We start from the raw sequence: 25,235 nt of genomic DNA, 5'->3' as shown, positions 1-25,235 counted from the left end.
CTAGAGCCGCGCGAGTCGTTCCAGCTGGGCCTTCAGGCTGTCGACGCGCGCCTCGTGCGTGGCCAGGCGCTCGCGTTCCGTCGTGACCACCTCTTTCGGGGCGTTGTCGACAAAACGCGGGTTGGACAGCTTTTTGCGCGCCTTCTGCAATTCGGCTTCTTCCTTGGCCAGCTGCTTGTTGATGCGGTCGGTTTCCGCCTGGGGGTCGACCAGGCCGGCCAGCGGGATCAGCACCTTCAGGTCGCCCACCAGTGCCACGGCCGAGGTCGAGATATCGGTATCGTCCGGCAGCCATTCGAAGCCCTCGCCGCGGCCCAACGCCGCCACCAGGGGCTGGAATTGCGCCATGCGCTCGCGGTCGTCGGCGGAACCCTGTTGCAACTCGACCCGCAGCTCGCGGTTCGGCGCCAGGTTCAGCTCGGCGCGGATCTTGCGAATGCCGCCCAGGATGCCCTTCATCCAGTCGACATGGTCCTCGGCCTCGCTGTCGCGGGCCGGTGCCTGCGGCCACGGCTGCACCATGATGCTGTCGCCGTCGATGCCCAGCGGCTCGCGCACCCGCTGCCAGATTTCCTCGGTCACGAAGGGGGTGAACGGGTGCAGCGCGCGCAGCGTCATCTCCAGCACGGCCAGCAGCGTATGGCGGGTCGCCGCCTGTTCCGCGGCGCTGCCGTTCTGCAACGCCGGCTTGGACAGCTCCAGGTACCAGTCGCAGTACTCGTTCCAGGTGAACTCGTAAAGCGCCTGCGAGGCCAGGTCCACGCGGTAGTTCTCGACCTGGGTGGCCACCTCCTGCAGCATTACGCCGGCGCGTGACAGGATCCAGCGATCGATCACCGAGTGTTCGGCCGGTGCCTGCACCGTGCCTTCGCCCACCTGCATCATCACGTAGCGCGTGGCATTCCACAGCTTGTTGCAGAAGTTGCGGTTGCCCTCGATGCGGCCCAGGTCGAAACGGATGTCGCGGCCGTTGGTGGCCAGGTTGGCAAAGGTGAAGCGCAGCGCGTCACAGCCGAACGCCGGGATGCCGTCGGGGAACTCGCGGCGGGTGGCTTTTTCGATGGCCGGCGCCATGTGCGGCTGCATCAGCCCGGTCGTGCGCTTTTCCACCAGCGCGTCCAGCTCGATGCCGTCGATCAGGTCGATGGGGTCCAGCACGTTGCCCTTGGACTTGGACATCTTCTGGCCCTGGCCGTCGCGGATCAGGCCGTGGATGTAGATCTCGCGGAATGGCACGTCGTCCATGAACCGCAGGCCCATCATGATCATGCGTGCGACCCAGAAGAAGATGATGTCGAAACCGGTGACCAGCACGCTGGTGGGATAGAAGGTGTCCAGGCGGTCGGTTTTCTCCGGCCAGCCCAGCGTGGTGAACGGCCACAGCGCGGACGAGAACCAGGTGTCCAGCACGTCCTCGTCCTGGCGCAGGGCAACATCGTCGCCCAGGCCGGCGCGTTGGCGGGCGTCGGCCTCGTCATGGCCCACGTAGATGCCGCCCTCGTCGTCGTACCAGGCCGGGATCCGGTGGCCCCACCACAGCTGGCGCGAGATGCACCAGTCCTGGATGTCGTTCATCCAGTTGTAGTAGGTCTTGTTCCAGTTCTCCGGTACAAAGCGGATGCGGCCGTCCTCGACCGCTTCAATCGCGGGTTTGGCCAGCGACTCGACTTTTACGTACCACTGGTCGGTCAGGTAGGGCTCGACCACGGCGCCGGAGCGGTCACCCAGCGGAATCTTGTTGCTGTGTTTGTCGACGCCGTCCAGCAGGCCGGCGGCTTCCAGGTCGGCGACGATGCGCTCGCGGGCCTCGAAGCGGTCCAGGCCGCGGTAGGCCTCCGGCGCGTTGTCATTCAGCGTCGCGTCCGGGTTCAGGATGTTGATCATCTCCAGGTTATGACGCTGGCCGATCTCGTAGTCATTGAAGTCGTGCGCCGGGGTGATCTTCACGCAGCCGGTACCAAATTCCGGGTCGACGTAATCGTCGGCGATGACGGTGATGGTGCGGTCGGTCAGCGGCAGGCGCAGCTGCTGGCCCACCAGCGAGGCGTTGCGCTCGTCTTCGGGGTGCACGGCCACCGCGGTGTCGCCCAGCAGGGTTTCCGGGCGCGTGGTGGCCACCACCACGTGGCCCTGGCCGTCGACCAGCGGATAGCGGATGCGCCAGATCTTGCCGTTGCGCTCTTCCGACAGCACTTCCAGGTCGGACAGGGCGGTGTGCAGCACCGGGTCCCAGTTGACCAGGCGCTTGCCACGGTAGATCAGGCCCTCGTCATGGAGCTCGACGAAGACCTTCGCCACCGCTGCGGACAGCGACTCGTCCATCGTGAAGCGCTCGTTGTCCCAGTCCACGGAAGCGCCCAGGCGGCGCATCTGCCGGGTGATCGTGCCGCCGGAGCTGTCTTTCCAGTCCCATACCGCGTCGACGAAGGCCTGGCGGCCCAGGTCGTGGCGCGACTGGCCTTCGGCCGCCAGCTGGCGCTCCACCACCATCTGCGTGGCGATGCCGGCATGGTCGGTGCCCGGCTGCCACAGCGTCTTGCGCCCCTGCATGCGCGCGAACCGCGTCAGGATATCCATGATGGTGTCCTGGAACGCGTGCCCCATGTGCAGGCTGCCGGTCACGTTCGGCGGCGGCAGCATGATGCAGAACGGCTCGCCGTCGCCGTCCATGTCCGGCGCGAAGTAGCCTTTTTCTTCCCAGGCGTCGTACCAGCGGCTCTCGATGTCCGCCGGTGAGTAAGTCTTGTCCATCGTGGAGGAAGTCCTCAGTTCATCTCGTGCATGTCCGGCGCCAGGCCCTGGCCCCGGTAGGTCTTGAATTTTTCCCTCGAGGCCTCGCGCTCGGCGGGGTCGTGCGGGACGATTTCCAGCAATCGCCGCCAGGCCGGTGAAATGTCGAGGGCGCGTTGGGTCAGGTTGATGACCAGGTCGGCGTCGGCCGGCGGTTCGGTACCCAGGCGCACCGGCGCGACATCGCCGGCGGCGGCCGGGGCGTGCGGCAGGAACCGGCCCTCGGGGCTCGACCACATCAGCGCGTCCAGGCGCTCGGCGTGCGCGGCCTCGGCCACCACGTCAACCCGGTGACCGCGCTCCCAGGCCATCATCGCCAGCTTGCAGGCGAGTTGGTCCGGGTCGAGCCGGGGAGAACCGAGCAGGTAGAAGTCCACCTTGCAGCCGGGATCCCCGGTCATGTTCAGCCGGCCCGGTCGATCAGGTACTGGGTCAGCAGGCCGACGGGACGGCCGCTGGCGCCGTCGCGGCCATTGCCTTCCCAGGCGGCGCCGGCGATGTCCAGGTGGGCCCAGCGCTGGTCGCGCATGAAGCGGCCCAGGAAGCAACCCGCCGTGATCGCGCCCGCAGGCATGCCGCCGACGTTCTTCATGTCGGCGAATGGCGTCTTCAGCTGGCTGTCGTAGTCTTCCCACAACGGCAGGCGCCAGCCGCGGTCGGCAGCGTACTGGCCGGCCTCGATGAGTTCATCGGCCAGGCTGTCGTCGCGTGTCATTACCGCCGTGGCGTGGTGGCCCAGCGCGACGACGCAGGCGCCGGTGAGCGTGGCCACGTCGATGATCGCGGCCGGCTCGAAGCGCTCGCCGTAGGTCAGCGCGTCGCACAGGGCCAGGCGGCCCTCGGCGTCGGTGTTGAGAATCTCGATGGTCTTGCCGGCCATGCTGGTAATCACATCGCCCGGGCGGTAGGACTTGCCGTCCGGCATGTTCTCCACCGCGGCGACGATGGTCACCAGGTTGACGGGCAGGCCCATGGCGGCGACGGCCTCGAAGGTGCCGATGACCGCCGCGGCGCCGCACATGTCGTACTTCATTTCTTCCATGCCCTGGCGCGGCTTCAGTGAAATACCGCCGGTATCGAAGGTCACGCCCTTGCCGACCAGCACGTACGGCGCCTGGTCATCGGCGGCGCCGTTGTAGCGCAGCACCACCAGCCGCGGCGGGTTCGCGCTGCCCTGGCCGACGGCCAGCAGCGCGCCCATGCCCAGTTCGGCCATTTCCTTGCGCTTGAGCACCTCGATCGAGCAGTGGTCATGGCGTTCGGCGATGCCGGTGGCGTAGCGCGCCAGGTAGGCCGGCGTGCAGATATTGGGCGGCAGGTTGCCCAGCTCGCGCGCGGCGCGGAAGCCGACGGCCAGGCCACGGGCCTGGTCCAGGGCGTCCGCCAGGTCGTCGTCGCCGGAGAAACTGGTGCTGGCCAGCGGCTTCGGCGCGCTCTTGCCCGGGGCCTTGGTCGCCACGTAACGGTAATTACCCAGGTCGATGGCCAGGGCCGCGTGGCGCAGGCGCCAGTCCGTGTCCAGGGCTCCGATCGGCAGCTCGTGCAGGCAGACGTGCGCCTCGGTGACGGCGTGGTCGCGCAGGAACACGCCGGCGGCCCGGCAGGCGGCCTGGAAGCGGATCGGGTTCCGCTTGTCGCCGTCGCCGCAGCCCACCACCAGCACCCGGCTGGCCTTGATACCGGGGACATCATGCAGCAGGGTGGTGGCGCCGTTGTCGGTCTTGATGTCGCCGGACTTGAGCAGGCGGCTGATCATCTCGCCGCTGGCGCTGTCGACCTGTTGTGCAGGGCCTTCCAGGGTGTCGCCTTCGAAAACGCCGATGACCAGGCACTCGGTGCTGACCTCGACGGGTGACTGGTGCTTGAGTTCCATATCCATGTGTTTGAGCCGCTCTCCCCCCGGATGAATTAATCGCGAGCGAGGCCATGCAGGCCTTGCCACGCGCCAAATCGTACCATTCTACCGGATTGCCGTTGCCCATGAAGCCATTCGCCTTGCGCTGGCCCCTGCGCGGGGCTAACGTGGCGACCGGAACGCGTACCTTCGGACGACCGAATTGACCCTGCTGCAAGCCTACATCTTCCGCGAATGGTTCTGGACCCTGCTGGCCGTGACGGCGGTGCTGCTGATCGTGCTCATGGGCGTGTTCCTGGGCGAGCTGCTCAATGACATGGCCGATGGCCGCGTACCCGCCGGCCTGCTGGGCATCCAGCTGCTGCTGAACCTGCCCGACGCGCTGAGCAAGATCCTGCCGCTGGCCGGTTTCGTGGCGGTCATGTGGGGGCTGGGGCGCATGTATCGCGACCATGAGATGGTGGTCATGCGCTCCAGCGGCTTCAGCTGGCTTATGCTGCTGCGGCCGCTGGCCCTGCTGGTGCTGCCGGTGGCGGTGTTGCTGCTGGTGCTGACCTTCGTCGTGGCGCCGCGGGCCGCGCAGAAATCTGACGCGGCGCTGGAAGAGGCCCTGCGCTCGGCCGCCCTCTGGGGGCTGCAGGACGGCCGCTTCCATATCATGCAGGGCGGCGACTTCGTCATCTATGTCGAGCGCCTGGACACCGAGGGCCGCACCCTGGAGAACGTCTTCGTTCGCCAGCAGGACGGCCTGCGAACCAAGATATGGCAGGCCGCAACCGGTGAGTACTGGGTCGATACCACCACCGGCAATCGGTTCCTGAAACTGACTGACGGCCAGATCACGGACGCGCTGCCTAACGCCCGCGACCTGCGGGTGCTGCAATTCGAGCGCAATGACATCATGTTGCCGGAGCCGGCCATGCGCACCGACGAGGAGCGCCTGGAGGCGCGCGGCTTCACGGAACTGGTGACGCAGGGTGGCGCCGAGGCCAGCGCCGAGCTGCAGTGGCGGCTGTCGCCCGCGCTGGCGGTGATCGTGCTGGGGCTGCTGGCCATTCCGCTGGCCCATTCCGACCCCCGCGAAGGGCGCTCGTCCCGGGTCGTGCTGGGCATCCTCGCTTACGCCCTCTACGCCAATACCCTGTACCTGTGCCGCGCCTGGGTCGCGGGCGGTGAGCTGCCGCCGGCGCTGGGCCTGTGGTGGGTCCACGCCCTGGTCTTCATCAGCGCCCTGTGGTGGTTGCGGCGCCAGGGGCGGATGGTGGGCCGTTCATGATCAAGCAACTGGACCAGTACATCGGCCGTGCCGCACTGCTGGGCACGCTGGGTGTATGGCTGGCGCTGACCATGCTGATGACGCTGTTCAACCTGCTCGACGAACTCGAACCGGGTGAGGGCGGCTTTCATATTGGCGAAGTGCTCTGGTACGTGATGCTGAGCATTCCGCGCGCCTCGTACATGGTGTTCCCGGTGTCGGCGCTGCTGGGCTCGCTGATCGGCGTGGGCGGACTGGCGGCGGCCAATGAACTGGTTGCCTTCCGCACCAGCGGCGTGTCGCGGCTGCGGATTTCCGGTTCGGTGCTGGGCGCCGTCCTGCTGCTCACGCTGGGCGTGATGGCCATGGGTGAATGGGTTGCGCCGCCCGCCGACGCGCAGGCCCGAAACTACAAGCTGCAACAGGCCGTGGGGCGCGGTGCCGCCAGCGGCGACGTCGGCATGTGGCTGCGCGACGGCAACGAGTTCGCGTTTATCCAGAAGCCGATCGTCGGCGGCACGCCGGGTGAGAACGACCTGCGCTTTCACAATGTGGTGATCTACGGCTTTAACGACGACGGCGACCTGCGCAGCATGTCGCGGGCCATGTCGGCACGCCACCGTGATGGTCGCTGGCTGCTGGAAGACGTGACCGACCTGGATATTTCCCCGGCCGGCGTGGAGCGCCAGACCTGGGACCAGCGCATCTGGCACACCGGTTTCCTGCCCGAATTGCTGGAATCGGCGGTGGTTCGGCCACGTTACATGTCCGCGCGCGACCTGTCCGACCAGATCACCTACCTGGGCCGCAACGGCCTCGATGACCGGGTTTATCGGTCGGCGCTGTGGTCCAAGCTGCTGTTTCCGGTGACGGTGCTGGCGCTGGTGCTGGCCGGCATGCCGTTCGTGTTTGGCCATGGGCGGCAGCAGAGCATGGGCCTGAGAATTTTTATCGGCATGGCCATGGGCAGCCTGTTCATGATCGTCAGCCGGGCGGCACAGAATTTTGCCGACGCCTACGGCCTGCCGGTGATGGTAGGCGCGCTGGCGCCGTCACTGCTGCTGACCGTGGCCGTGGTACTGGCGCTACGCCGCTCGGTCTGATTTCGGCGCGCGCCGCACCAGCCGGGTGCCGCTGGCACGGTCATGCCAGCAGGCGCGGTCGGCGCGCAGCAGGCCGGTGAGAAAACCCAGCCCGAATATCGCGGCCGACAACAACGAAACGACGAACCGAATGCCGGCCCGCCGCCAGTCCATGGGCTCACCGGTCGTGCTGGCCAGGCGCACCTTCCAGGCACGCATGCCCACCGTGCCACCGGCGTGGATCCAGCACCCGCTCACGTAGCCAAACCAGACGGCCACCAGGTACAGCGTGTACAGCACATCGCGGCCCGCCTGCTGGCTGGTGCCGGTAAAGGGCAGGGCGATGATACCGGCGATGATCAGCAGGGCGATCACCAGCACGGTGTCGTAAAGCATGACCAGCAGCCGTCGCGGCAGGCCACAGGGCGGGTTGGGCACGCCCGTTTCGGTCGTGCTGGATGGCGTGTGTGGCTGGGTCATGGACGCTATTATCAGCGGCCGCGCGCACGGGGGCCAGCGGCGCTGCGGCGACGAATTGCATGCCGGAATGTGGAATTCCCCGTGTGCCTTCGGGTATCCTGACTCGCCCCCGTCCCCAGGCAACTGAAAACCCGGCCGTCGACCGGGCGTTGACGGGCGTACCACCTATCAAATTTGGGAAAGGCGATGCCAAAGCAGACAAGAATTCTCACGACCCGCTTGACGGCGGTGGCCGTGGCCGCGGTGCTGGTCACCGGGGCCCAGGCCCAGACGCTCGACAGCACGGTCGCGCGCGAATCGCGGATCAACCAGGACGCGGCGGCGTCGCAGCAGCGGGTCACGCGGCTGGCGCAACAGACCGCCGACCTGCTGGCCGAGTACCGGCAAGTGGTTCGGCAGGCCGAGAGCCTGGCGGTCTACAACGACCAGCTTGAGAAGGTCGTGGTCGACCAGCGCAACGAGGTCACCTCGATCAATGAGCAGCTGGCCGGCCTGGAAGACACCAACCGCGGTGTCGTACCGCTGATGCTGGAGATGATCGACGCCCTGGGGCAGATCGTCGAGAGCGACATGCCTTTCCGCCTGGAAGAGCGCCGCGCCCGCGTCGAGCGGCTGCGCGACATGATGGACCAGGCCGACGTGACCACGTCGGAGAAGTACCGCCGCATCATGGAGGCCTACCAGGGTGAGCTCGAGTACGGACGCACCACCGAAGCCTACTCCGAGGCGCTGCCGTCCACCGGCCAGACCGTCGAATTCCTGCGCGTCGGCCGCACGCTGCTGGTCTACCAGACCAGCGACCAGGAGACCACCGGCTGGTTCAACCCCACCACCCGCGAATTCGAATCACTGCCGGACCGCTTCCGCCTGGAAGTGAAGGAAGGCCTGTCGATCGCCCGTAACGAGAAGGCCCCAGACCTGGTGACCCTGCCCGTGCCCGGACCGGAGGTGGCGCAATGAAACTGTTGAAGACCCTCTTTGTTGTCTCGGCCCTGTTCGCGGCCGGCGCCCAGGCGCAGACGCTGGAAGAGCTGGCCCGCCAGGTGGAACAGGCGGCCCGCGAGGAAGGCCAGATCAATGCCGCCCGCGAAGCCGAGTTCCAGCGCGACCGTAACAACCAGCAGGCACTGCTGAACCAGGCCCGCCAGGAACTGGCGGCACAGGAAAACCGCAGCGATTCGCTGAAGGCCGAGTACGACGGCAACGAGCGTGAACTGGCCGAGCTGGAAACGGTGCTGGCCGAGCGCATGGGTAACCTGGGTGAGCTGTTCGGCATCGTCCGCCAGTCCGCCGGCGACCTGCAGTCATCACTGGACGATTCCATGGTGTCCGCGCAGTTGCCGGGTCGTGGTGACTTCCTGTCCGACATCGCCCAGCGCAAGGAGCTGCCGAACGTCGGCGAGCTGCGCCAGATCTGGTCGGCGATGGTCACCGAGATCGCGCAGTCCGGCAAGGTGGTGAAATTCAACGCCCAGGTCGAGCTGGCCAACGGTGAAAAGGCCGACCAGCAAGTCACGCGCGTGGGCGTGTTCAATGCCGTGTCCGACGGCAACTTCCTCGACTGGGATCCGTCCAAGAGCCGCGAGCACCTGATCGAGCTGGCGCGCCAGCCGTCCAGCCGCGTGCAGGGCATGGCCAGTGACCTGCAGGGCGCCGCACCGGGTGCGATGACCGACATGGCCGTCGACTTCTCGCGCGGCCAGATCCTGCGCGCCGTGGTGCAGAGCAAGTCGCCCATCGAGCGTGTCCAGGAGGACGGCGGCCCGGTGGGCTATGTGATCATCGGTGTCGGCATCCTGGGCCTGTTGCTGTGTGCCTGGAAGGCCTTCGCGCTGTATTCCACGGGTGCAAAGATCAGCCGCCAGCTGAAGTCCAGCAGCCCCAGCAAGACCAACCCGCTGGGTCGCGTCATGTCCATCCATGCCGACGCGCCGGAAGCGGACATCGAGACCCTGGAACTGAAGCTGGACGAGGCCATCCTGCGCGAGACCGCGCCGCTGGAATCGGGCCTGAGCTTCATCAAGGTGCTGTACGTGGTGGCGCCGCTGCTGGGCCTGCTGGGTACCGTGGTGGGCATGATCGCCACGTTCCAGATGATCACGCTGTTCGGTACCGGCGACCCGCGGATGATGGCCGGTGGTATCTCCACCGCGCTGGTCACCACGGTGCTGGGCCTGGTCGTTGCGATTCCGCTGACGCTGCTGCACAGCTTCCTGCAGGGCAAGGCCAAGGCGCTGATCCAGGTGCTGGAAGAGCAGGCTGCCGGCATCATCGCCCGCATCGCGGAGCGGCAGGGCTGATACCGGCATGATCTGGTTCTACGACGCCGTTGCCTCCATCCGGGACTTCATGGACCTGGGTGGCGATGTGCTGTACGCCATTGCGCTGACGCTGATCCTGATGTGGACCTTCATCCTGGAGCGGCTGTGGTTCGTGTACCGCGTTCATCCGAAGCACGTGCGCGAGATCTACCGCGACTGGGAGCAGCGCGCCGACACCACGTCGTGGTACGCCAAGCGCGTGCGCGAGGAACTGATCTCGCGCGCCAACATCGCGCTGAAGCGTAATGTCGGCGTCATCAAGGCACTGATCGCCATCTGCCCGCTGCTGGGCCTGCTCGGCACGGTCACCGGCATGGTGTCGGTATTTGACGTCATGACCTTTTCCGGTTCCGGCAACGCCCGCGCCATGGCGGCGGGCGTGTCCAAGGCCACCGTGCCCACCATGGCCGGCATGGTCGCGGCGCTGTCGGGCGTTTACTTCGGCACCTTCCTGGAACACAAGGCCGCCACGGCGACCGAAGAGCTGGAAGACCACCTCCAGCACCACTGACCCGGAGACTGATACGTGGCCAGAAGGCACGCCAGAGAAGACGATACCGAGATCAACATCACGCCGATGCTGGACATCGTCTTCATCATGTTGATTTTCTTCATCGTCACCACCTCGTTCACCAAGGAAACCGGTGCCGAGATCATCAAGCCGGAGGCGGACCAGTCGCAACGCATCCAGCAGGGAACCATTTTGATCGGCATACGGCCTAACGACGATATCTGGATGAACAAGCGCCAGCTGGAGGTTCGCGAAGTGCGCGCCATGGTCGAACGAGCGAAAGCCGAGAACCCCGAGGGCAGCGTTGTGATCGTTGCCGACAAGGGTTCGCGTATCGGCGTGGTCACCCAGGTCATGGACCAGGTGAAGCTGGCCGGTGTCGAAGGCATCGCCATCTCCGCCGAGCCGCCGGGTAACTGATCATGGGAACACTCAGGACACCTGTCGCGGCGCTTTGCGCCATCGCCGTCACCTTCGGCCTGTTTATCTTCATGTACAAGCTGGTGTCGTCCGGTGACGGCACCCGCGACGCGCTCGACCCGATTGCCGGCATCCGCTTCGGGCCGGTGGACATCCCCGATGATGTCACCACCCGCCAGCGCCGCCGGCCGCCACCACCACCGCCGCCGGAAGAGCCGCCGCCACCGCCCAAGATGGAGGTGAGCAAGCCGCAGGCCGTGGTGCAGAACATGCCCAATGTCGACATCCCCAGCCTGGACAACCCGCTGGTGGGCGGCGAAGGCATGTTCCTGGGCAACTTCGGCACGATTGACAAGACGGCCGAGGGTGACGCCGTGCCGATGGTGGTGATCCAGCCGCAGTACCCCCGCGAAGCGGCCATCGAAGGCATCGAGGGCTGGGTGCGACTGGAGTTCACGATCCTGCCGGATGGCTCGGTCAAGAGCCCCAGGGTGATCGAGGCGGAACCGCGCCGCGTGTTCAACCGCGAGGCCCTGCGCGCCATCCTCAAATGGAAGTTCAAGCCGCGCGTGGTCGATGGCCAGGCCGTCGAGCGGGTTGCCACTTACACCATTGATTTCAATCTGGGTGGATAGGCCATGAGCAACACCACAACCAGAATTGCAACCCGGTTTACACCGCTGACGGCCCTGCTGGTGGCGCTGGCCGCCGTACCGGCCGGCCCGGCGCAGGCCCAGGTGGGCGCCTGTGGCGAGAAGCGTGATGTGCAGCAAGGCGCCCTGAACGAGCAGACCTACCGGCAGCTGGAGCAGGCCTACGAGCTGGTTGGCGAGGAGCGCTACAACGATGCCTACGAGATCTTCACCCGGTTGAAAGGGCGCGCCAACGGCGACTATGTCCAGTCCATCCTCAGCCAGGCGCTGGGCCAGACCGAGTGGGCGCGTGGCAACTACGATGCCGCGCTGCGCGAGATGGAGCGCGCCGTCGAGCTGAACGGCCTGCCGGACGAGACCCATTACGCGCTGATGTACCAGATCGCGCAGCTGTACTTCATGCAGGAACGCCTGGACGACGCGCTGGCCGCGCTGGACCTGTGGTTCTGCAAGGTGCCGGAAGAAAAGCGCGTTGATACCGCCTACGTGCTCAAGGCCTCCATCCTGGCGCAGAAGGAAGACTGGGGCGGGGTGGTCGAGGCCATTGACCAGGCCATCAGCCTGGGCGATGCGCCCAGGGAAGACTGGTACCGACTGAAGCTGGCGGCGCTGTTCGAACTGGAGCGCTACCCCGAAGCGGCCGAGACGCTCGAGATTCTCGTGGCCGGCTGGCCGGACAAGAAGGACTACTGGCTACAGTTGTCCAATATCTACATCCAGCTGCAGGACAACGCGAAGGCCCTGTCGGTGAGCGCGCTGGCCTACCGCCGCGGCATGATGACGACGCAGGCCGATATCCTGCTGCTGGCCAATCTCTACGCCATGCAGGATGTGCCCTACAAGGCGGCCCAGGTGCTGCAGAAGGGTCTTGAGGATGGCATTGTCGAGGGCTCCGAGCGCTACTGGACCCTGGCCGGTGACACCTGGTACAGCGCGGAAGAATTTGATCGTGCCCTGGGCGCCTTCCAGCAGGCCGGCGCCGCGGCAGATGACGGCGAGATCGACCTTCGCCGCGGCTACCTGCTGGTCGACATGGAGCGCTGGGACGAGGCCTCGCAGGCGCTGTCGAACGCGCTGGAGAAGGGCGGCCTTAACGACACGGAAACCGGGCGCGCCTACCTGATGCTGGGTATGACCCAGTTCAACCTGGGCAACTACGACCAGGCCAGCACCAATTGGGGTCGCGCCGGCCGTTACGACAGCACCCGTGACGCCGCCCAGCAGTGGATGAACCACCTGCGCCAGGAGCGGGCGCGGCAGGCCGCCGCGTCCTGACCGGCACGGCTACGCGTTATTGACACCCGGCCCGATGACCCGCTGATCGAGGCCTTTCTCGACGCCGCCTGGGCCGAACGTGGCCTGAGCGCCAACACCCTCGACGCCTACCGCCGCGACCTGCGCAAGCTGGCCGCTTTCCTGCGCCAGCGCAGCGGTGGCACGGCCGGGCTGCAGGCCGCCGGTCGCGATGCGCTGCTGGCCTTCCTGGCCGCGCAGGTGCAGTCGGGCCTGAGCCCGCGCACCGTCACCCGGCACCTGTCCGGCATCCGCCAGTTCTATCGCTGGCTGGTGCGCGAACGGCGCCTGGACGAGGACCCCTCGGCACTGATCGACAGCCCCCGCGTGGGCCGTGGCCTGCCCAAGGCACTGACCGAGGACCAGGTCGAACGGCTGCTGGCCGCGCCCGACTGCGACACGCCGCTGGGCCTGCGCGACCGCGCCATGCTGGAACTGATGTACGCCACCGGCCTGCGGGTATCCGAACTGGTGGGGCTGCAGCAGGCCAGCATGAACCTGGAGCGCGGCGTCGTGCGGGTGCTGGGCAAGGGTGGCAAGGAGCGCCTGGTGCCGCTGGGCGACGAGGCGCGCAGCTGGATGCAGCGCTACCTGGCCGATTCGCGCCCGGTGCTGGCCGGCGGCGCGGTGCCGGCCGAAGTGTTCATCACCGCCCGGCGTGCCGGCATGACGCGGCAATCGTTCTGGCACCGCGTCAAGGCGCACGCCCGGACCGCAGGAATCGGCACGTCGATCTCACCGCACGGGCTCCGGCATTCATTCGCCACGCACCTGCTGAACCACGGCGCCGACCTGCGCGTGGTGCAGTTGCTGCTGGGCCATAGTGACCTTTCGACCACCCAGATTTATACTCACATCGCCCGCGAGGGGCTCAAGCGCCTGCACCAGCAGCACCATCCCAGGGGATGAGGCCGCCGGATTGCACCGGGGAACTTTCCCCGCGCGCCGGGTCAAAGCAGGCAAGGCACGTATCAACTTCCGGAAAAATGACATGTTTGAATCAATGAAAGCCCGGGGCATGGCCGCCCTGTTCGCCTGCGCCCTGGCGCCGGCTGCGCTGGCGGCCGAAGAAACCGATTTCGCGGCCGTGGAAGCCAAGATCCGCGAGCTGGCGCCCAACGTCACCTCCATCGCGCTGTCGGACACGCCCATCGAGGGCCTGTTGCAGGCACAGATCGGCAACGAGATCGTCTACGTCTCGCGTGACGGCGTTTACCTGGTGCAGGGCACGATGTTCAACATGAACACGCGCATGAATGTCACCGACGAGGCCAAGTCGGTACTGCGCAAGGAGCTCATCCAGGACCTGGATCCGAAGCAGCAGATCACTTTCGGCCCCGAAGACGCGGACTACGACCTGCTGGTCTTTACCGATATTGACTGCGGCTATTGCCGCAAGCTGCATGACCAGATCGAGGCCTACAACGACGAGGGTATCGCCATTCATTACCTGGCCTTCCCGCGAGCCGGTGTGGGTTCCCACTCCTACGAGAAGTTTGTGTCGGTGTGGTGTGCAGACGACCAGCAGTCCGCACTGACCCTGGCCAAGGGTGGCGACGAGCCGGATCCGCAGCAGTGCGACAACCCCATCGAGGCGCAATATGAGCTCGGCCGTGAAGTGGGTGTGACCGGTACGCCGGCGCTGCTGACCGCCGACGGCGCACTGATTCCGGGCTACATGTCCCCCGCGGACCTGCGCGAGCGCCTGGACGCGATCGCGTCAGCGCAATAATTTTCCCGCCAGGCGTTGTCCGGACCGGGCAACGCCGGCTACAGGCGGTATAATCCCGTCCCATTCGATTGGGCCGTCGCCACGGGCGACCTTCACCGGGAGAGTACTCCTTGCCAGAGTTCACCTGCCTGCCGGGCGAACCCGCCATTTCCGGGTTCCGGCAACGTAAATTTATCCGCGCCGCGTTGCGTTCACTGGGCCTTGATCCAGCCGATACCGACGCGCTGACCCTGTCCGCGGATTTCGTCTATTTCATCGAAAGCGCCGACGCGCTGGCCGCCGACACCCTGGGCCAGCTGCGCGACCTGCTGCACGCGGGCGCGCCCGAGGCACTGGGTGATGACGACGGCCTGGTGCTGGTGGTGCCGCGCCTGGGCACGCTGTCGCCGTGGTCGACCAAGGCCACCGACATCGCCCGCGGCTGTGGCCTGCCGGGCATCGAGCGCATCGAGCGCGGCGTGGCCTTCCGCATTGGCGGCGAGGCTGCCACGCCGGCCAACCGCGATGACATCGCCGCGGCCCTGCATGACCGCATGACCCAGGACGTGCTCGACAGCCATGCCGCCGGGCGTGAACTGTTCCGCCACTCCAATCCGCGGCCGCTGGCGCGCGTGCCAGCCACCGTCGAGGCGCTGTCGCGCGCCAATGGCGAGCTGGGCCTGGCGCTGTCCTTTGATGAGATCGACTACCTGGTGAATGCCTACGGCGAACTCGGCCGCGACCCCAGCGATGCCGAGCTGATGATGTTCGCCCAGGCCAACTCCGAGCACTGCCGCCACAAGATCTTCAACGCCGACTGGACCCTGGACGGCGAGCCACAGTCGATGTCGCTGTTTGGCATGATCCGCAACACCCACGCGGTCAGCCCGGACGGTGTGCTGTCGGCCTACCACGACAACTCCGCGGTCCTTGCAGGCGCCGAAGCGGCGCGTTTCTTCCCGGCCGTCGAGGACCACGTCTACGGTTTCACCACCGAACCGGTGGCGATCCAGATCAAGGTCGAGACCCACAACCACCCGACCGCGATCTCGCCATTCCCCGGCGCGGCCACGGGTTCCGGCGGCGAAATCCGCGATGAGGCCGCCACCGGCCGCGGCGCCAAGCCCAAGGCCGGCCTGACCGGCTTCACGGTGTCCAACCTGAACCTGCCGAACCAGAAGCGCGCCTGGGAAATCGACTCGGGTAAGCCGGAGCGCATCGTCACGGCGCTGGACATCATGGTCGAAGGGCCGATCGGCGCGGCGGCGTTCAACAACGAATTCGGCCGCCCGGCGCTGGGTGGCTACTTCCGCACCTTCGAGGCCGAGGTCGGCGGGCAGCTGTGGGGCTATCACAAGCCCATCATGCTGGCCGGCGGCATGGGCAATATCCGCCCGCAGCACGTCGAGAAGCACCCGCTCGCACCCGGCGACGCGGTCATCGTGCTGGGTGGCCCGGCCATGCTGATCGGTCTGGGCGGCGGCGCCGCCTCGTCGATGGGCAGCGGCCAGAGCGCCTCCGAGCTGGACTACGCCTCGGTGCAGCGCGGCAACCCGGAAATGCAGCGCCGCGCCCAGGAAGTCATCGACGCCTGCTGGGCGCTGGGTGACGACAACCCGATTGTCTCCATTCACGATGTCGGCGCCGGCGGCCTGTCCAACGCGCTGCCGGAACTGCTGGACGACAGCGAGCGCGGCGGCGAACTGGAACTGCGCAGAATCCCCAATGCCGACGCCGACATGGCGCCGATGGAAATCTGGTGCAACGAGGCCCAGGAGCGTTACGTGCTGGGCGTGCGCGGCGAAGACGTGGAACGCTTCCAGGCCCTGTGCGAGCGTGAGCGCTGCCCGGTGGCCGTGCTGGGCCACGCCACCGAGGTGCGCCACCTGGCCGTCACCGACGAACTGCTGGGCGAGTCGCCCGTTGACGTGCCGCTAAAGGTGATCCTGGGCAAGGCGCCGCGCATGCATCGCGATGCGGTCCGCCAGGTCTTTGACGGCGGCAAATTCGACGCCACCGCCATCGACCCGTCAACCGCGCTGGCGGATGTGCTGCGGCACCCCGCCGTGGGCAGCAAGGCCTTCCTGGTCACCATCGGCGACCGTACCGTGGGCGGCCTGACCGCGCGCGACCAGATGGTCGGGCCCTGGCAGGTGCCGGTGGCCGATGCCGCGGTCACGGTCAACGGTTTCGAGTCGTATTCGGGCGAAGCGCTGGCCATTGGTGAGCGCTCCCCGCTGGCGATTGTCGACGGCCCGGCCTCCGGGCGCATGGCCATCGCCGAAGCGGTCACCAATATCGCCGCCGCGCCCATCGCAAAACTGTCCGATGTCCGCATTTCCGCCAACTGGATGGCGGCCGCCGGCGAGCCCGGCCAGGACGCCACGCTGTTCGACACCGTGCGCACGGTGGGCATGGAGCTGTGCCCGGCGCTGGGCATTGCCATCCCGGTGGGCAAGGACTCGCTGTCGCTGAAGACGGTCTGGGAGCGCGACGGTGAAGAAGTGCGCATGCTGTCACCGGTGTCGCTGGTGGCCACGGCCTTCGCGCCAGTCACCGACGCGCGTCGCGCACTGACACCGCAGCTGGATACCGGCGGCGAGCCCACCCGCCTGCTGCTGCTGGACCTGGGTGCCGGCAGGGACCGCCTGGGCGGTTCAATCCTGGCGCAGGTCAACGGCCGCTTTGGTAACGATGTGCCCGACTGTGACGACGCGGCGCGCCTGAAGGCCTTTTTCGGCCTGGTGCAGTCGCTGTCCGCCGACGGCCTGTTACAGGCCTATCACGATCGCTCCGACGGCGGCCTGGCCGCCACGCTGTGCGAGATGGCCTTCGCCGCGCGCTGCGGCCTGGACCTGGACCTGGGTGCCAATGGCGCGGCATTGACCGCACGCCTGTTCGCCGAAGAACTGGGCGCCGTCATCCAGGTGCGCGAAGCCGACCTGGACACCGTCATCGGCCGCTGCCGCGACGCCGGCCTGGACGGCCTGGTGCACGATATCGGCGCGCCGGTCACCGGCAAGCGACTGGTCATCCGCGATGGCGAGAACACGGTACTGGAACAGGACCTGGGCGAGCTGCTGAAGGCCTGGGCCGAGACCAGTCACGAGGTCCAGCGCGTGCGCGACAACCCGCGCTGCGCGGACCAGGAATACGTTGCCCTGCAGGAGTGGGACCTGCCCCTGCTGGCGCCGGCGCTGACCTTCGACCTGGATGACAACCCGGCCGCGCCCATGGTCAACACGGGCGCGCGACCACGCGTGGCCATCCTGCGCGAGCAGGGTGTGAACGGCCATGTCGAGATGGCGGCCGCATTCCACCTGGCCGGTTTCGAGTCGGTCGACGTGCACATGTCGGACCTGGCCGCGGGGCGCCAGTCGCTGGACGGCTTCAGCGGCCTGGTCGCCTGCGGCGGTTTCTCCTACGGTGACGTGCTTGGCGCCGGCCGTGGCTGGGCCAAGTCGATCCTGTTCAACGCACCGATGCGCGCCCGGTTTGAGGCTTTCTTCGCCAACGAAGAGCGCTTCGCCCTGGGGGTGTGCAATGGCTGCCAGGCGCTGTCGGCCCTGCGGGAGATCATCCCCGGCACCCAGGCCTGGCCGGATTTCGTGCGCAACGAGTCCGAGCAGTTCGAGGCCCGGCTCAGCCTGGTGCGCGTGGAATCCTCGCCGTCGCTGTTCTTCGCCGGCATGGAGGGCAGCCTGTTGCCGGTGGCCACCGCGCACGGCGAAGGCCGCGCCGATTTCGGCGCCATCGACCCGATGACCGCGCCCGTGGCGCTGCGCTACTCCGGTGTCACCGGCCTGCCGGCCGCGACCTACCCGCGCAACCCGAACGGCTCGCCGCTGGGCATCACCGGCCTGTGCAATACCGATGGCCGGGTCACGGTGATGATGCCGCACCCGGAGCGCACGCTGCGCAACGTCAACTTCTCGTGGGCGCCGTCGCAGTGGTCGGAGACCTCGCCGTGGCAACGCATGTTCCGCAACGCGCGGGCCTGGGTGGGCTGAGTCTTGACCGGCGACAAGGCGCCCATGCGACTGGGCGAGCTGCTGATCCTGGCCGCGCTGTGGATGCTGTTCGGCTTCATGATCTGGTACTACCTGTCGGCCTTCCACGGCGCCCCGGCGCGCTGGCTGGCGGGGCAGGGGCTGTCGGCACTGCTGGGCGACGCCTTCTACAACATCATCCCGAACCCGGACAAGCACTACCTGTTCCAGGTGCAGACGCGCGTGCCGTTCACCTTTCCCGACGGCAGCACCGGCCCGCTGGGCTTCATCGTCAACCCGCTGGTCTACGGCTACGGCCTGCCGCTGCTGTTCGGCCTGATCATGGCCACCGACCAGGCGCTGCGCCACAAGCTGGTGGTGCTGCTGGTCGGCTGGGTGGCGATCACCGGGGTGCAGGCCTGGGGCGTGTTCTGGGAGAGCCTGAAGACGATGGTGTTCAGCTTCGGCGGCGCCGCGCAGCAGGCCGTGCTGGCTACCGGCATGTCCGAATCGGTCATCGCCCTGTGCTATCAACTGGGGGCGCTGATCCTGCCGGCGCTGGCGCCCGTGATTGTCTGGGTGCTGGGCAGCCGGACAGAGATCGAGCGCTTCATTCGCGCCGCACCGGCGAAATGAACGTGGAACCGACGCGCGCGCGGGCGGTCAGTAGCGGGACATGATGGCGACAGCCGTATAATGCGATGATGGAAACACCGACAGAGCCCACCGAGACCACCACCGACGATGCCGTCGCGGTGACCGAACCCGCGGCCACCCGGGCGCCGGTGGACCCGGTCTGCCAGCAGTTGCTGGACAGCGGCCGCCTGCGCGACAACGACCTCAAGCGCGCCGTCGCCTATCGCGACCAGCACGGTGGCGAACTGGTCTCGTTGCTGGTGCGGCTGGGCCTGGCGTCCGAGCGTGACGTCGCCGAGGCCGAGTCAAAGCTGCTCGACCTGCCGCTGGTGATGCAGTCTGACTTCCCCGAGGAAACCCCGGAAATCGGTGACCTCTCGGTGCGCTACATGAAGCAGAACCTGCTGTTGCCCATCGCCGCCGACGATGACGCCATGACCGTGGTGATGGCCAACCCGCGCGATGCCTTCGCCCTTAAGGCGCTGGGCATGGCCAGCGGCAAGCATATCGACGTGCGTGTCGGCATCGCCTCGGAAATCGAAAACGGCATCGAGAAGCTCTACGGCGGCGGCCGCAGCCAGATGGGCCAGATCGTCGAGAGCCTGGGCGGCGAAGGCGAGGACCTGGAGAACGTCGAGCACCTGCGCGACCTGGCCTCCGAGGCACCGGTCATCCGCCTGGTGAACCTGATCATGCAGCGCGCGGTGGAAGCACGCGCCTCCGATATCCATATCGAGCCGTTCGAGAACCGCCTGAAAGTGCGCTACCGCGTGGATGGTGTGCTGCAGGAAGTGGAATCGCCACCGGCCAGTTCCACCGCCGCGGTGATCTCGCGCGTCAAGATCATGGCCAGCCTGAACATCGCCGAGCGGCGCCTGCCGCAGGACGGCCGCATCATGCACCGCGTGCAGGGCAAGGAGTTGGACCTGCGTGTGTCCACCGTGCCCACCTCGCACGGCGAGAGCGTGGTCATGCGTATCCTCGACCGCGAATCCATCGTGCTCGATTTCGACGCCCTGGGCTTTGAGGAAAAGACCCGCGACGAATTCATCCACGCGCTGGAAATGCCGCACGGCATCATCCTGGTCACCGGCCCGACCGGCTCCGGTAAGACCACCACGCTGTACACGGCGCTGAACCAGATCAATACGCCCGAGCGCAAAATCATCACCGTCGAAGACCCGGTGGAGTACCAGCTCGAGGGCATCAACCAGATCCAGGCCAAGTCGTCCATCGGGCTCGACTTCGCCAGCGCCCTGCGCGCCATCGTGCGACAGGACCCTGACGTCATCATGATCGGCGAAATGCGTGACCTGGAAACCGCGCGTATCGCCATCCAGTCCGCGCTCACCGGTCACCTGGTGTTGTCCACGCTGCATACCAACGACGCCGCCAGCGGCGTGACCCGTATGCTCGACATGGGCGTGGATGACTACCTGCTGACCTCGACCGTCAACGCCATCATGGCCCAGCGCCTGGTGCGCACGTTGAACCCTGAACACCGCGAAGCGGTCGAGCTGCTGCCGGAAGTGGCGGAAGAACTGGGCCTGGCGGAACTGGTGCCCGGAGGCCCGTACCGCGTGTACAAGCCGGTGCCCAGCGCCGAGCGACCCACCGGCTACTTCGGCCGCCAGGCGATCGTCGAACTGATCCGCATGACCGACCCGCTGCGGCGCATGGTCATGCAGCACGCGACTTCCGGCGAGCTGCTGAACCAGGCGCGCAGCGAGGGCATGCGCACCATGTACCAGGATGGCCTGCTGAAATGCCTGAAGGGCGTCACGACCATTGAAGAAGTGCTGCGGGTCACCCAGGAAGCCTGATGCCGCTTTTTGAGTACAAGGCCGTATCGCCCACCGGCGAGACCGTGCAGGGCGAAATGGAGGCGATCAGCCAGGAAATGGTGATCGCCAAGCTGCAGGAAGCCGGCAACATCCCGCTGAACGCAAAGCTGGCCGGGCAGGGCTTCAGCCTGTCGCGGCTGCGCATGGGCCGCCGCGGCATGAGCGGCCGCGAGGTCATGGAGTTCACCCAGCAACTCTCCACGCTGCTGGCCGCCGGCCTGCCGCTGGATCGCTCGCTGGGCGTGCTGTTTGACCTCACCGAGTCCGAGCGCGTGAAGCGCACCGTTGGCGATATCCGCGACCGCGTGCGTGGCGGCGGTTCATTGTCGGACGCGCTGGAGGCCCAGCACGGTGCCTTCGGCCGGCTCTATATCAACATGGTCCGCGCCGGCGAGCTGGGCGGCACGCTGGACGCGACGCTGGAGCGCCTGTCCGATTACATCGAGCGCTCACGCGAACTGCGCGACGCCGTGATCTCGGCGCTGATTTACCCGATCCTGCTGATCCTGCTGGCGGCCGGCTCGCTGATCCTGCTGTTGGTCTACGTGATCCCGCAGTTCACGCCCATCTTCGAGGAGCTCGGCGGCGACATGCCGATGATCACCAGGATGGTCCTTGCGGTAGGCGGGGTGCTGCAGAACTTCTGGTGGGGCCTGATCGGCATCACCGTGTTGGCCGTGGTGCTGTTCCGGCGCATGCTCGCCGACCCGGAAAAGAAGATGAAGTGGGACACGCGCGTGCTGGGTACGCGCTGGATCGGCGACTTGATTGGCAAGCTGGAAACCGCGCGCCTGGCCCGGACACTGGGCACGCTGCTGGTCAACGGCGTACCGTTGCTGTCAGCCATGTCCATCGGCGGCAAAGTGGTCGGCAACAGCCAGTTGCGCACCGAGGTCGAAGAGGCCGCCCGCGAGGTCAAGACCGGTGGCGGCCTGGCGCGAAACCTGGCCAAGGCCGGCAACTTCCCGCGCCTGGCGCTGCAGATGATCAGCGTCGGCGAGGAAACCGGCCAGCTCGATAGCATGCTGCTCAAGGTGGCCGACACCTACGACCGCGAGGTACGGAACACCATCGACCGCCTGTTGTCGGTATTCACGCCGGTCGTGACATTATTATTGGCGGTGATGATCGGCACCATCGTCCTGTCGGTGCTGCTGGCCATCCTCAGCGTCAACGACCTCGTCGGGTGACGCGTGACGCGTAACGCGTAACAGGCAGCCGACATAGGGCTTGGAAGCAATGATGAACGTTTAAGAAATGATGAAAACCTCGCAAGCAACAATGTCTTTAAGTCACGCGTCACGCGTCACGCGTCACCAGCCTCCCAGCGCTCGTCACGCATCACACGTAGCGCGTCACAAAAAGGAAGTCTGAACATGAACAAACGAATTAAGCGAATGCCCGCCACGGCGGCCGGTTTCACGCTTGTCGAACTGCTGCTGGTGCTGGTGATCCTGGCGCTGATCGCGGGCCTGGTGCTGCCGGGCATTATCGGCAAGGCCGAGGGCGCCAAGGTGCGCGCGGCATCGTCACAGATCAGCCGGCTGTCGATGTCGGTGGAGACTTTCTACCTGGATACCGGCTCCACGCCGGACTCACTGGAAGACCTGGTCAATGAGCCGTCCAGCGCGAGTGGCTGGAACGGGCCCTACGTCAAGGCCTCGCTGCTGAAGGATCCCTGGGGGCGTGAATACCAGTTCCGCAGCCCGGGCGAGCATGGCGACTTCGACATCTACTCGTTTGGCGCCGACGGCCAGCAGGGTGGCGACGGCAACAACGCGGACATCACTTCCTGGGAATAACCACCCGGGATAAACGCGCATGAACAATCACCTTCCGACCGGCGCGCGGCAGCGCGGTTTCACGCTGGTGGAACTGGTGGTGGTGATGGTCATCGCGGCGCTGGTGATGGGCCTGGTCGCGACATCGATGTCGCGCAGCATCACCGGCGCGGAGCAGCGCCAGGCGGCACGCAAGATGGTCGCGGCGCTGCGATACACCCGCACCCAGTCGATCATCAAAAAGGAAGAGAACCGCTTCGAGGTCAACCTGGAAGAGCGCAGCTACCTGGCGCCCGGGCGCAAGCCCGTGACCCTGCCTGAGGGCATCGAGATCCAGCTCACCACGGCGCGTTCCGAGGTCATGGATGACCAGGTTGGCGGCATCCGCTTCTTCCCCGATGGCGGCTCGACGGGCGGGCGTATCGACCTGTCGGTCAACGACCGCCTGTACGTGGTCAACGTGGCCTGGCTGACCGGCGAGGCCAGCCTGGACATCCCCGAATGATGCGGTCGCGGCAACAACAATCCGGCTTCACGCTGCTTGAAGTCCTGCTGGCGTTCGTGATTTTCGCGCTCAGCTTCGCCACGGTGCTGGAAATCGTCGGCGGCTCGGTGCGCAGCACCGTGCGGGCGCGTGACTATTCGGAAGCCGCGCTGACGGCGCAGTCGATCATGGAACTGGTGGGCACCGAGATCCCGCTGGCGCCCGGCGGCTACCAGGGCGAGACCGACGACGGCTTCCGCTGGACCGTCGATGTCTTCGACTTCGAGCCCATGGATGACGACCCCCGCATCATGGAGGTCGCCCAGGGCGAGGGCACACTGCTGTTCTGGGTCGACCTGCACCTGGAGTGGGGTGACGGCCTGCGCTCGCGGCACGCGCAGTTCACCACGCTGCGCGCGGTCATGGAGGCGGCGATCCAGTGACGAGGCGAGCGCTTATCCTGCATCACCGCGCATCCGGCTTCACGCTGGTCGAGTTGCTGCTGGCCATCACGATGATGAGCCTGCTGCTGGCGCTGGCCTATGGCGGCATGCGTGCGGCCACGCGCGCGACCGAGAGCGGCCAGGCGCAGCTGGAGGAAAGCAGCCGCCTGCGCATTACCCACCAGTTCATCCGCCGCCAGTTCAGCCTGATGCTGCCGTTGCCCTACATGGTCGAGGCCGATGGCCCGGACGAGGAACTGCGCCAGGTCATGACCGGGACGCCGGAATCCATCCAGTTTGTCGGCCCCATGCCGGGCTACCTGGGCACCGGCGGGCCGCAGGTCCAGTACATCGAACTGGAGCCGGGCGAGAACGGCATGGCGCTGACCTTCCGCCATGCCGTGCTGGAGAATTTCGAGCCGGACAACCTGTTCCTGCGCGACCCCGTGGTCCTGCTGGATGGGCTCGAGTCCGTGCATTTTGAATACCTGGAGCCGGCCGAGGCCGTGGGTGTACGCGCCAACCTGCGGGACAACGAGTCCGCCGCGGACCTGGCCGAGGGCGAAGTCGCCGGCCAGTGGGTGGCCGACTGGCAGATGATCGATACGCTGCCGCTGCTGGTGCGCATGGACGTGGTCTATGCCGACGGCGCCAAGGTCAGCTGGCCGACACTGTACGCCTCGCCGCGGCTGGACCCGCTGGCTGTGGGCGGCGCCGAGTCGCGGCAGGATTACCAGGACATCATTCGCGACATGATCCGCCGTCGCGGGGGAGACCAGGACTGATGGCCGCCTTCGGCCAGGCGCGGCAGCGGGGCATCGCCCTGGTGCTGGTGCTGTGGATCCTGGTGCTGCTGACGGTCACCACCGGCGCCTTCGCACTGATGGCGCGCATGGACCAGCTCGAGGCCAACCAGTTGCTGTCTGGTACCCAGGCGCGCATGTGGGCCGAGGCGGGCCTGCACCTGGCCGCCGTGCGCCTGCGCGACCCCGATGACGCCGAGCGCCCGGTCACCGATGGGCGCGCCTATCGCACCCAGATGAATGGCGTGATCATCGAGACGCTGATCACCGACGAGCGCGGCAAGCTGGATATCAACATGGCCGACGAGGCCATGCTCGAGACGCTGTTCATCAACAACGGCCTGGACCCGGCCCAGGCGGGGCCACTGGCCGCCGCGGTCATGGACTGGCGCGACGACGACGACGTCGAGCGGGTGGATGGCGCCGAGGCGCCCACCTACGAATCCGCCGGCCTGGCCGTGATCCCGGCCAACCGCGATTTCATGCTGCCGGAGGAACTGCTGCAAGTCATCGGCATGCCGTATGAACTGTTCCGCAAAATGGAGCCGGGGATCTCGGTGTTTTCCAACACCGACCTGCCGGAACTGGCCTACGCACCGCCCGAGGCGCTGATGGCCCTGGCGGACATGTCGGCCGAGGACGCCTGGAACTTCGTCCAGAACCGGCGGTCGACGGACATGGCTGACCTGTCGGCAATGACCTTGCCAAACGGCCAGCCCATCATGGCGCAGGGAAGGGGCCTGACGTATAGTATTCGCGTCAAGGCGACCATGCCCAATGGCGTGTGGGACCAAATAGAAGCCACCATCCGCCTGGGCGGCGGGCCGTCCGGCCGGCCATTCCGTATCCTGCGCTGGAAAGAAGGCTTCCAGAAGTGAGCATCG

At 66.7% G+C, this 25,235-nt stretch carries 23 protein-coding genes; 19 read left to right on the top strand and 4 right to left on the bottom strand.

From position 1 onward, the window contains the following. Genes F3N42_RS10480 through F3N42_RS10470 form a run of 3 tightly spaced genes read right to left on the bottom strand, consistent with a single transcriptional unit; the run spans position 1 to position 4,669 of the window. Entirely contained in the window at positions 1–2,751 is a 2,751-nt protein-coding gene (locus F3N42_RS10480) for a valine--tRNA ligase (protein ID WP_150864429.1), read from the bottom strand. 14 nt (positions 2,752–2,765) lie between these two features. Further along, a complete protein-coding gene (locus F3N42_RS10475; RefSeq protein WP_150864428.1) occupies positions 2,766–3,191 on the bottom strand; it encodes a DNA polymerase III subunit chi in 426 nt (141 codons plus the stop codon). A gap of 2 nt (positions 3,192–3,193) precedes the next feature. After that, positions 3,194–4,669: a leucyl aminopeptidase gene (locus F3N42_RS10470; RefSeq protein WP_150864427.1), complete on the bottom strand. Its 1,476-nt coding sequence runs from the start codon at positions 4,667–4,669 to the stop codon at positions 3,194–3,196. A gap of 178 nt (positions 4,670–4,847) precedes the next feature. Between F3N42_RS10470 and lptF the strand changes: the two genes are divergently transcribed. Together lptF and lptG are read left to right on the top strand one after the other, a co-directional pair. Next, on the top strand, positions 4,848–5,921 hold the full coding sequence (gene lptF / locus F3N42_RS10465) for an LPS export ABC transporter permease LptF (RefSeq protein ID WP_150864426.1): 1,074 nt from the start codon (positions 4,848–4,850) through the stop codon (positions 5,919–5,921). After that, positions 5,918–7,003, top strand: a complete 1,086-nt coding sequence (lptG, locus tag F3N42_RS10460; protein ID WP_150864425.1) for an LPS export ABC transporter permease LptG — start codon at positions 5,918–5,920, stop codon at positions 7,001–7,003. The genes lptF and lptG overlap by 4 nt, the downstream gene beginning before the upstream one ends. On the opposite strand, the gene F3N42_RS10455 is transcribed toward lptG, so the two are convergent. Then, positions 6,986–7,462, bottom strand: coding sequence for an RDD family protein (locus F3N42_RS10455; protein ID WP_150864424.1), 477 nt, complete (start codon positions 7,460–7,462; stop codon positions 6,986–6,988). The two genes, lptG and F3N42_RS10455, sit on opposite strands and share 18 nt — an antisense overlap. A 186-nt stretch (positions 7,463–7,648) precedes the next feature. On the opposite strand from F3N42_RS10455, the gene F3N42_RS10450 reads away from it, so the two are divergent. From F3N42_RS10450 to F3N42_RS10370, 17 genes are all read left to right on the top strand, one after another. After that, positions 7,649–8,422: a DUF3450 domain-containing protein gene (locus F3N42_RS10450; protein WP_150864423.1), complete on the top strand. Its 774-nt coding sequence runs from the start codon at positions 7,649–7,651 to the stop codon at positions 8,420–8,422. Beyond that, positions 8,419–9,762, top strand: coding sequence for a MotA/TolQ/ExbB proton channel family protein (locus tag F3N42_RS10445; RefSeq protein ID WP_150864422.1), 1,344 nt, complete (start codon positions 8,419–8,421; stop codon positions 9,760–9,762). Before F3N42_RS10450 ends, F3N42_RS10445 begins: the two co-directional genes overlap by 4 nt. A 7-nt stretch (positions 9,763–9,769) precedes the next feature. Continuing rightward, positions 9,770–10,294 carry a MotA/TolQ/ExbB proton channel family protein gene (locus F3N42_RS10440; protein ID WP_150864421.1) on the top strand — a complete coding sequence of 175 codons (525 nt, stop codon included), beginning with the start codon at positions 9,770–9,772 and terminating at the stop codon, positions 10,292–10,294. A 15-nt stretch (positions 10,295–10,309) separates the two neighbouring features. Further along, a complete protein-coding gene (locus tag F3N42_RS10435; protein WP_150864420.1) occupies positions 10,310–10,714 on the top strand; it encodes an ExbD/TolR family protein in 405 nt (134 codons plus the stop codon). Between the two features lie 2 nt (positions 10,715–10,716). Then, positions 10,717–11,349 (top strand): energy transducer TonB, encoded by a 633-nt coding sequence (locus tag F3N42_RS10430; protein WP_150864419.1) that lies wholly within the window; start codon positions 10,717–10,719, stop codon positions 11,347–11,349. Positions 11,350–11,352: 3 nt separating this feature from the next. Continuing rightward, positions 11,353–12,642, top strand: coding sequence for a tetratricopeptide repeat protein (locus tag F3N42_RS10425; protein ID WP_150864418.1), 1,290 nt, complete (start codon positions 11,353–11,355; stop codon positions 12,640–12,642). Positions 12,643–12,660: 18 nt separating this feature from the next. After that, positions 12,661–13,569: a site-specific tyrosine recombinase XerD gene (xerD, locus tag F3N42_RS10420; protein WP_150864417.1), complete on the top strand. Its 909-nt coding sequence runs from the start codon at positions 12,661–12,663 to the stop codon at positions 13,567–13,569. Between the two features lie 82 nt (positions 13,570–13,651). Next, the gene (locus tag F3N42_RS10415) at positions 13,652–14,392 is read left to right on the top strand and encodes a DsbC family protein (protein WP_150864416.1); all 741 of its coding nucleotides are present in this window, start codon (positions 13,652–13,654) and stop codon (positions 14,390–14,392) included. Positions 14,393–14,502: 110 nt separating this feature from the next. Further along, positions 14,503–18,381, top strand: a complete 3,879-nt coding sequence (gene purL / locus F3N42_RS10410) for a phosphoribosylformylglycinamidine synthase (RefSeq protein WP_224784852.1) — start codon at positions 14,503–14,505, stop codon at positions 18,379–18,381. A 3-nt stretch (positions 18,382–18,384) separates the two neighbouring features. Further along, positions 18,385–18,996, top strand: coding sequence for an exosortase H-associated membrane protein (locus F3N42_RS10405; RefSeq protein ID WP_150864415.1), 612 nt, complete (start codon positions 18,385–18,387; stop codon positions 18,994–18,996). Between the two features lie 68 nt (positions 18,997–19,064). Continuing rightward, positions 19,065–20,819: a type II secretion system ATPase GspE gene (gspE, locus tag F3N42_RS10400; RefSeq protein ID WP_150864414.1), complete on the top strand. Its 1,755-nt coding sequence runs from the start codon at positions 19,065–19,067 to the stop codon at positions 20,817–20,819. Then, positions 20,819–22,030 (top strand): type II secretion system F family protein, encoded by a 1,212-nt coding sequence (locus F3N42_RS10395; protein WP_150864413.1) that lies wholly within the window; start codon positions 20,819–20,821, stop codon positions 22,028–22,030. Before gspE ends, F3N42_RS10395 begins: the two co-directional genes overlap by 1 nt. 186 nt (positions 22,031–22,216) lie before the next feature. Continuing rightward, a complete protein-coding gene (gene gspG, locus F3N42_RS10390; RefSeq protein WP_150864412.1) occupies positions 22,217–22,642 on the top strand; it encodes a type II secretion system major pseudopilin GspG in 426 nt (141 codons plus the stop codon). Between the two features lie 19 nt (positions 22,643–22,661). Then, positions 22,662–23,126 (top strand): GspH/FimT family pseudopilin, encoded by a 465-nt coding sequence (locus F3N42_RS10385; protein ID WP_150864411.1) that lies wholly within the window; start codon positions 22,662–22,664, stop codon positions 23,124–23,126. Continuing rightward, the gene (locus tag F3N42_RS10380) at positions 23,123–23,548 is read left to right on the top strand and encodes a type IV pilus modification PilV family protein (RefSeq protein ID WP_150864410.1); all 426 of its coding nucleotides are present in this window, start codon (positions 23,123–23,125) and stop codon (positions 23,546–23,548) included. Before F3N42_RS10385 ends, F3N42_RS10380 begins: the two co-directional genes overlap by 4 nt. Next, positions 23,545–24,333 carry a prepilin-type N-terminal cleavage/methylation domain-containing protein gene (locus F3N42_RS10375; RefSeq protein ID WP_150864409.1) on the top strand — a complete coding sequence of 263 codons (789 nt, stop codon included), beginning with the start codon at positions 23,545–23,547 and terminating at the stop codon, positions 24,331–24,333. Before F3N42_RS10380 ends, F3N42_RS10375 begins: the two co-directional genes overlap by 4 nt. After that, on the top strand, positions 24,333–25,229 hold the full coding sequence (locus tag F3N42_RS10370; protein WP_150864408.1) for a type II secretion system minor pseudopilin: 897 nt from the start codon (positions 24,333–24,335) through the stop codon (positions 25,227–25,229). Before F3N42_RS10375 ends, F3N42_RS10370 begins: the two co-directional genes overlap by 1 nt. Positions 25,230–25,235 lie beyond the last annotated feature (6 nt).

It is taken from the genome of Marinihelvus fidelis (assembly GCF_008725655.1).
In the GTDB taxonomy this organism is placed as follows: domain Bacteria; phylum Pseudomonadota; class Gammaproteobacteria; order Xanthomonadales; family SZUA-36; genus Marinihelvus; species Marinihelvus fidelis.
Note: the sequence above shows the minus strand (reverse complement) of the source record. Positions and strands in the feature narration are given on the sequence as shown.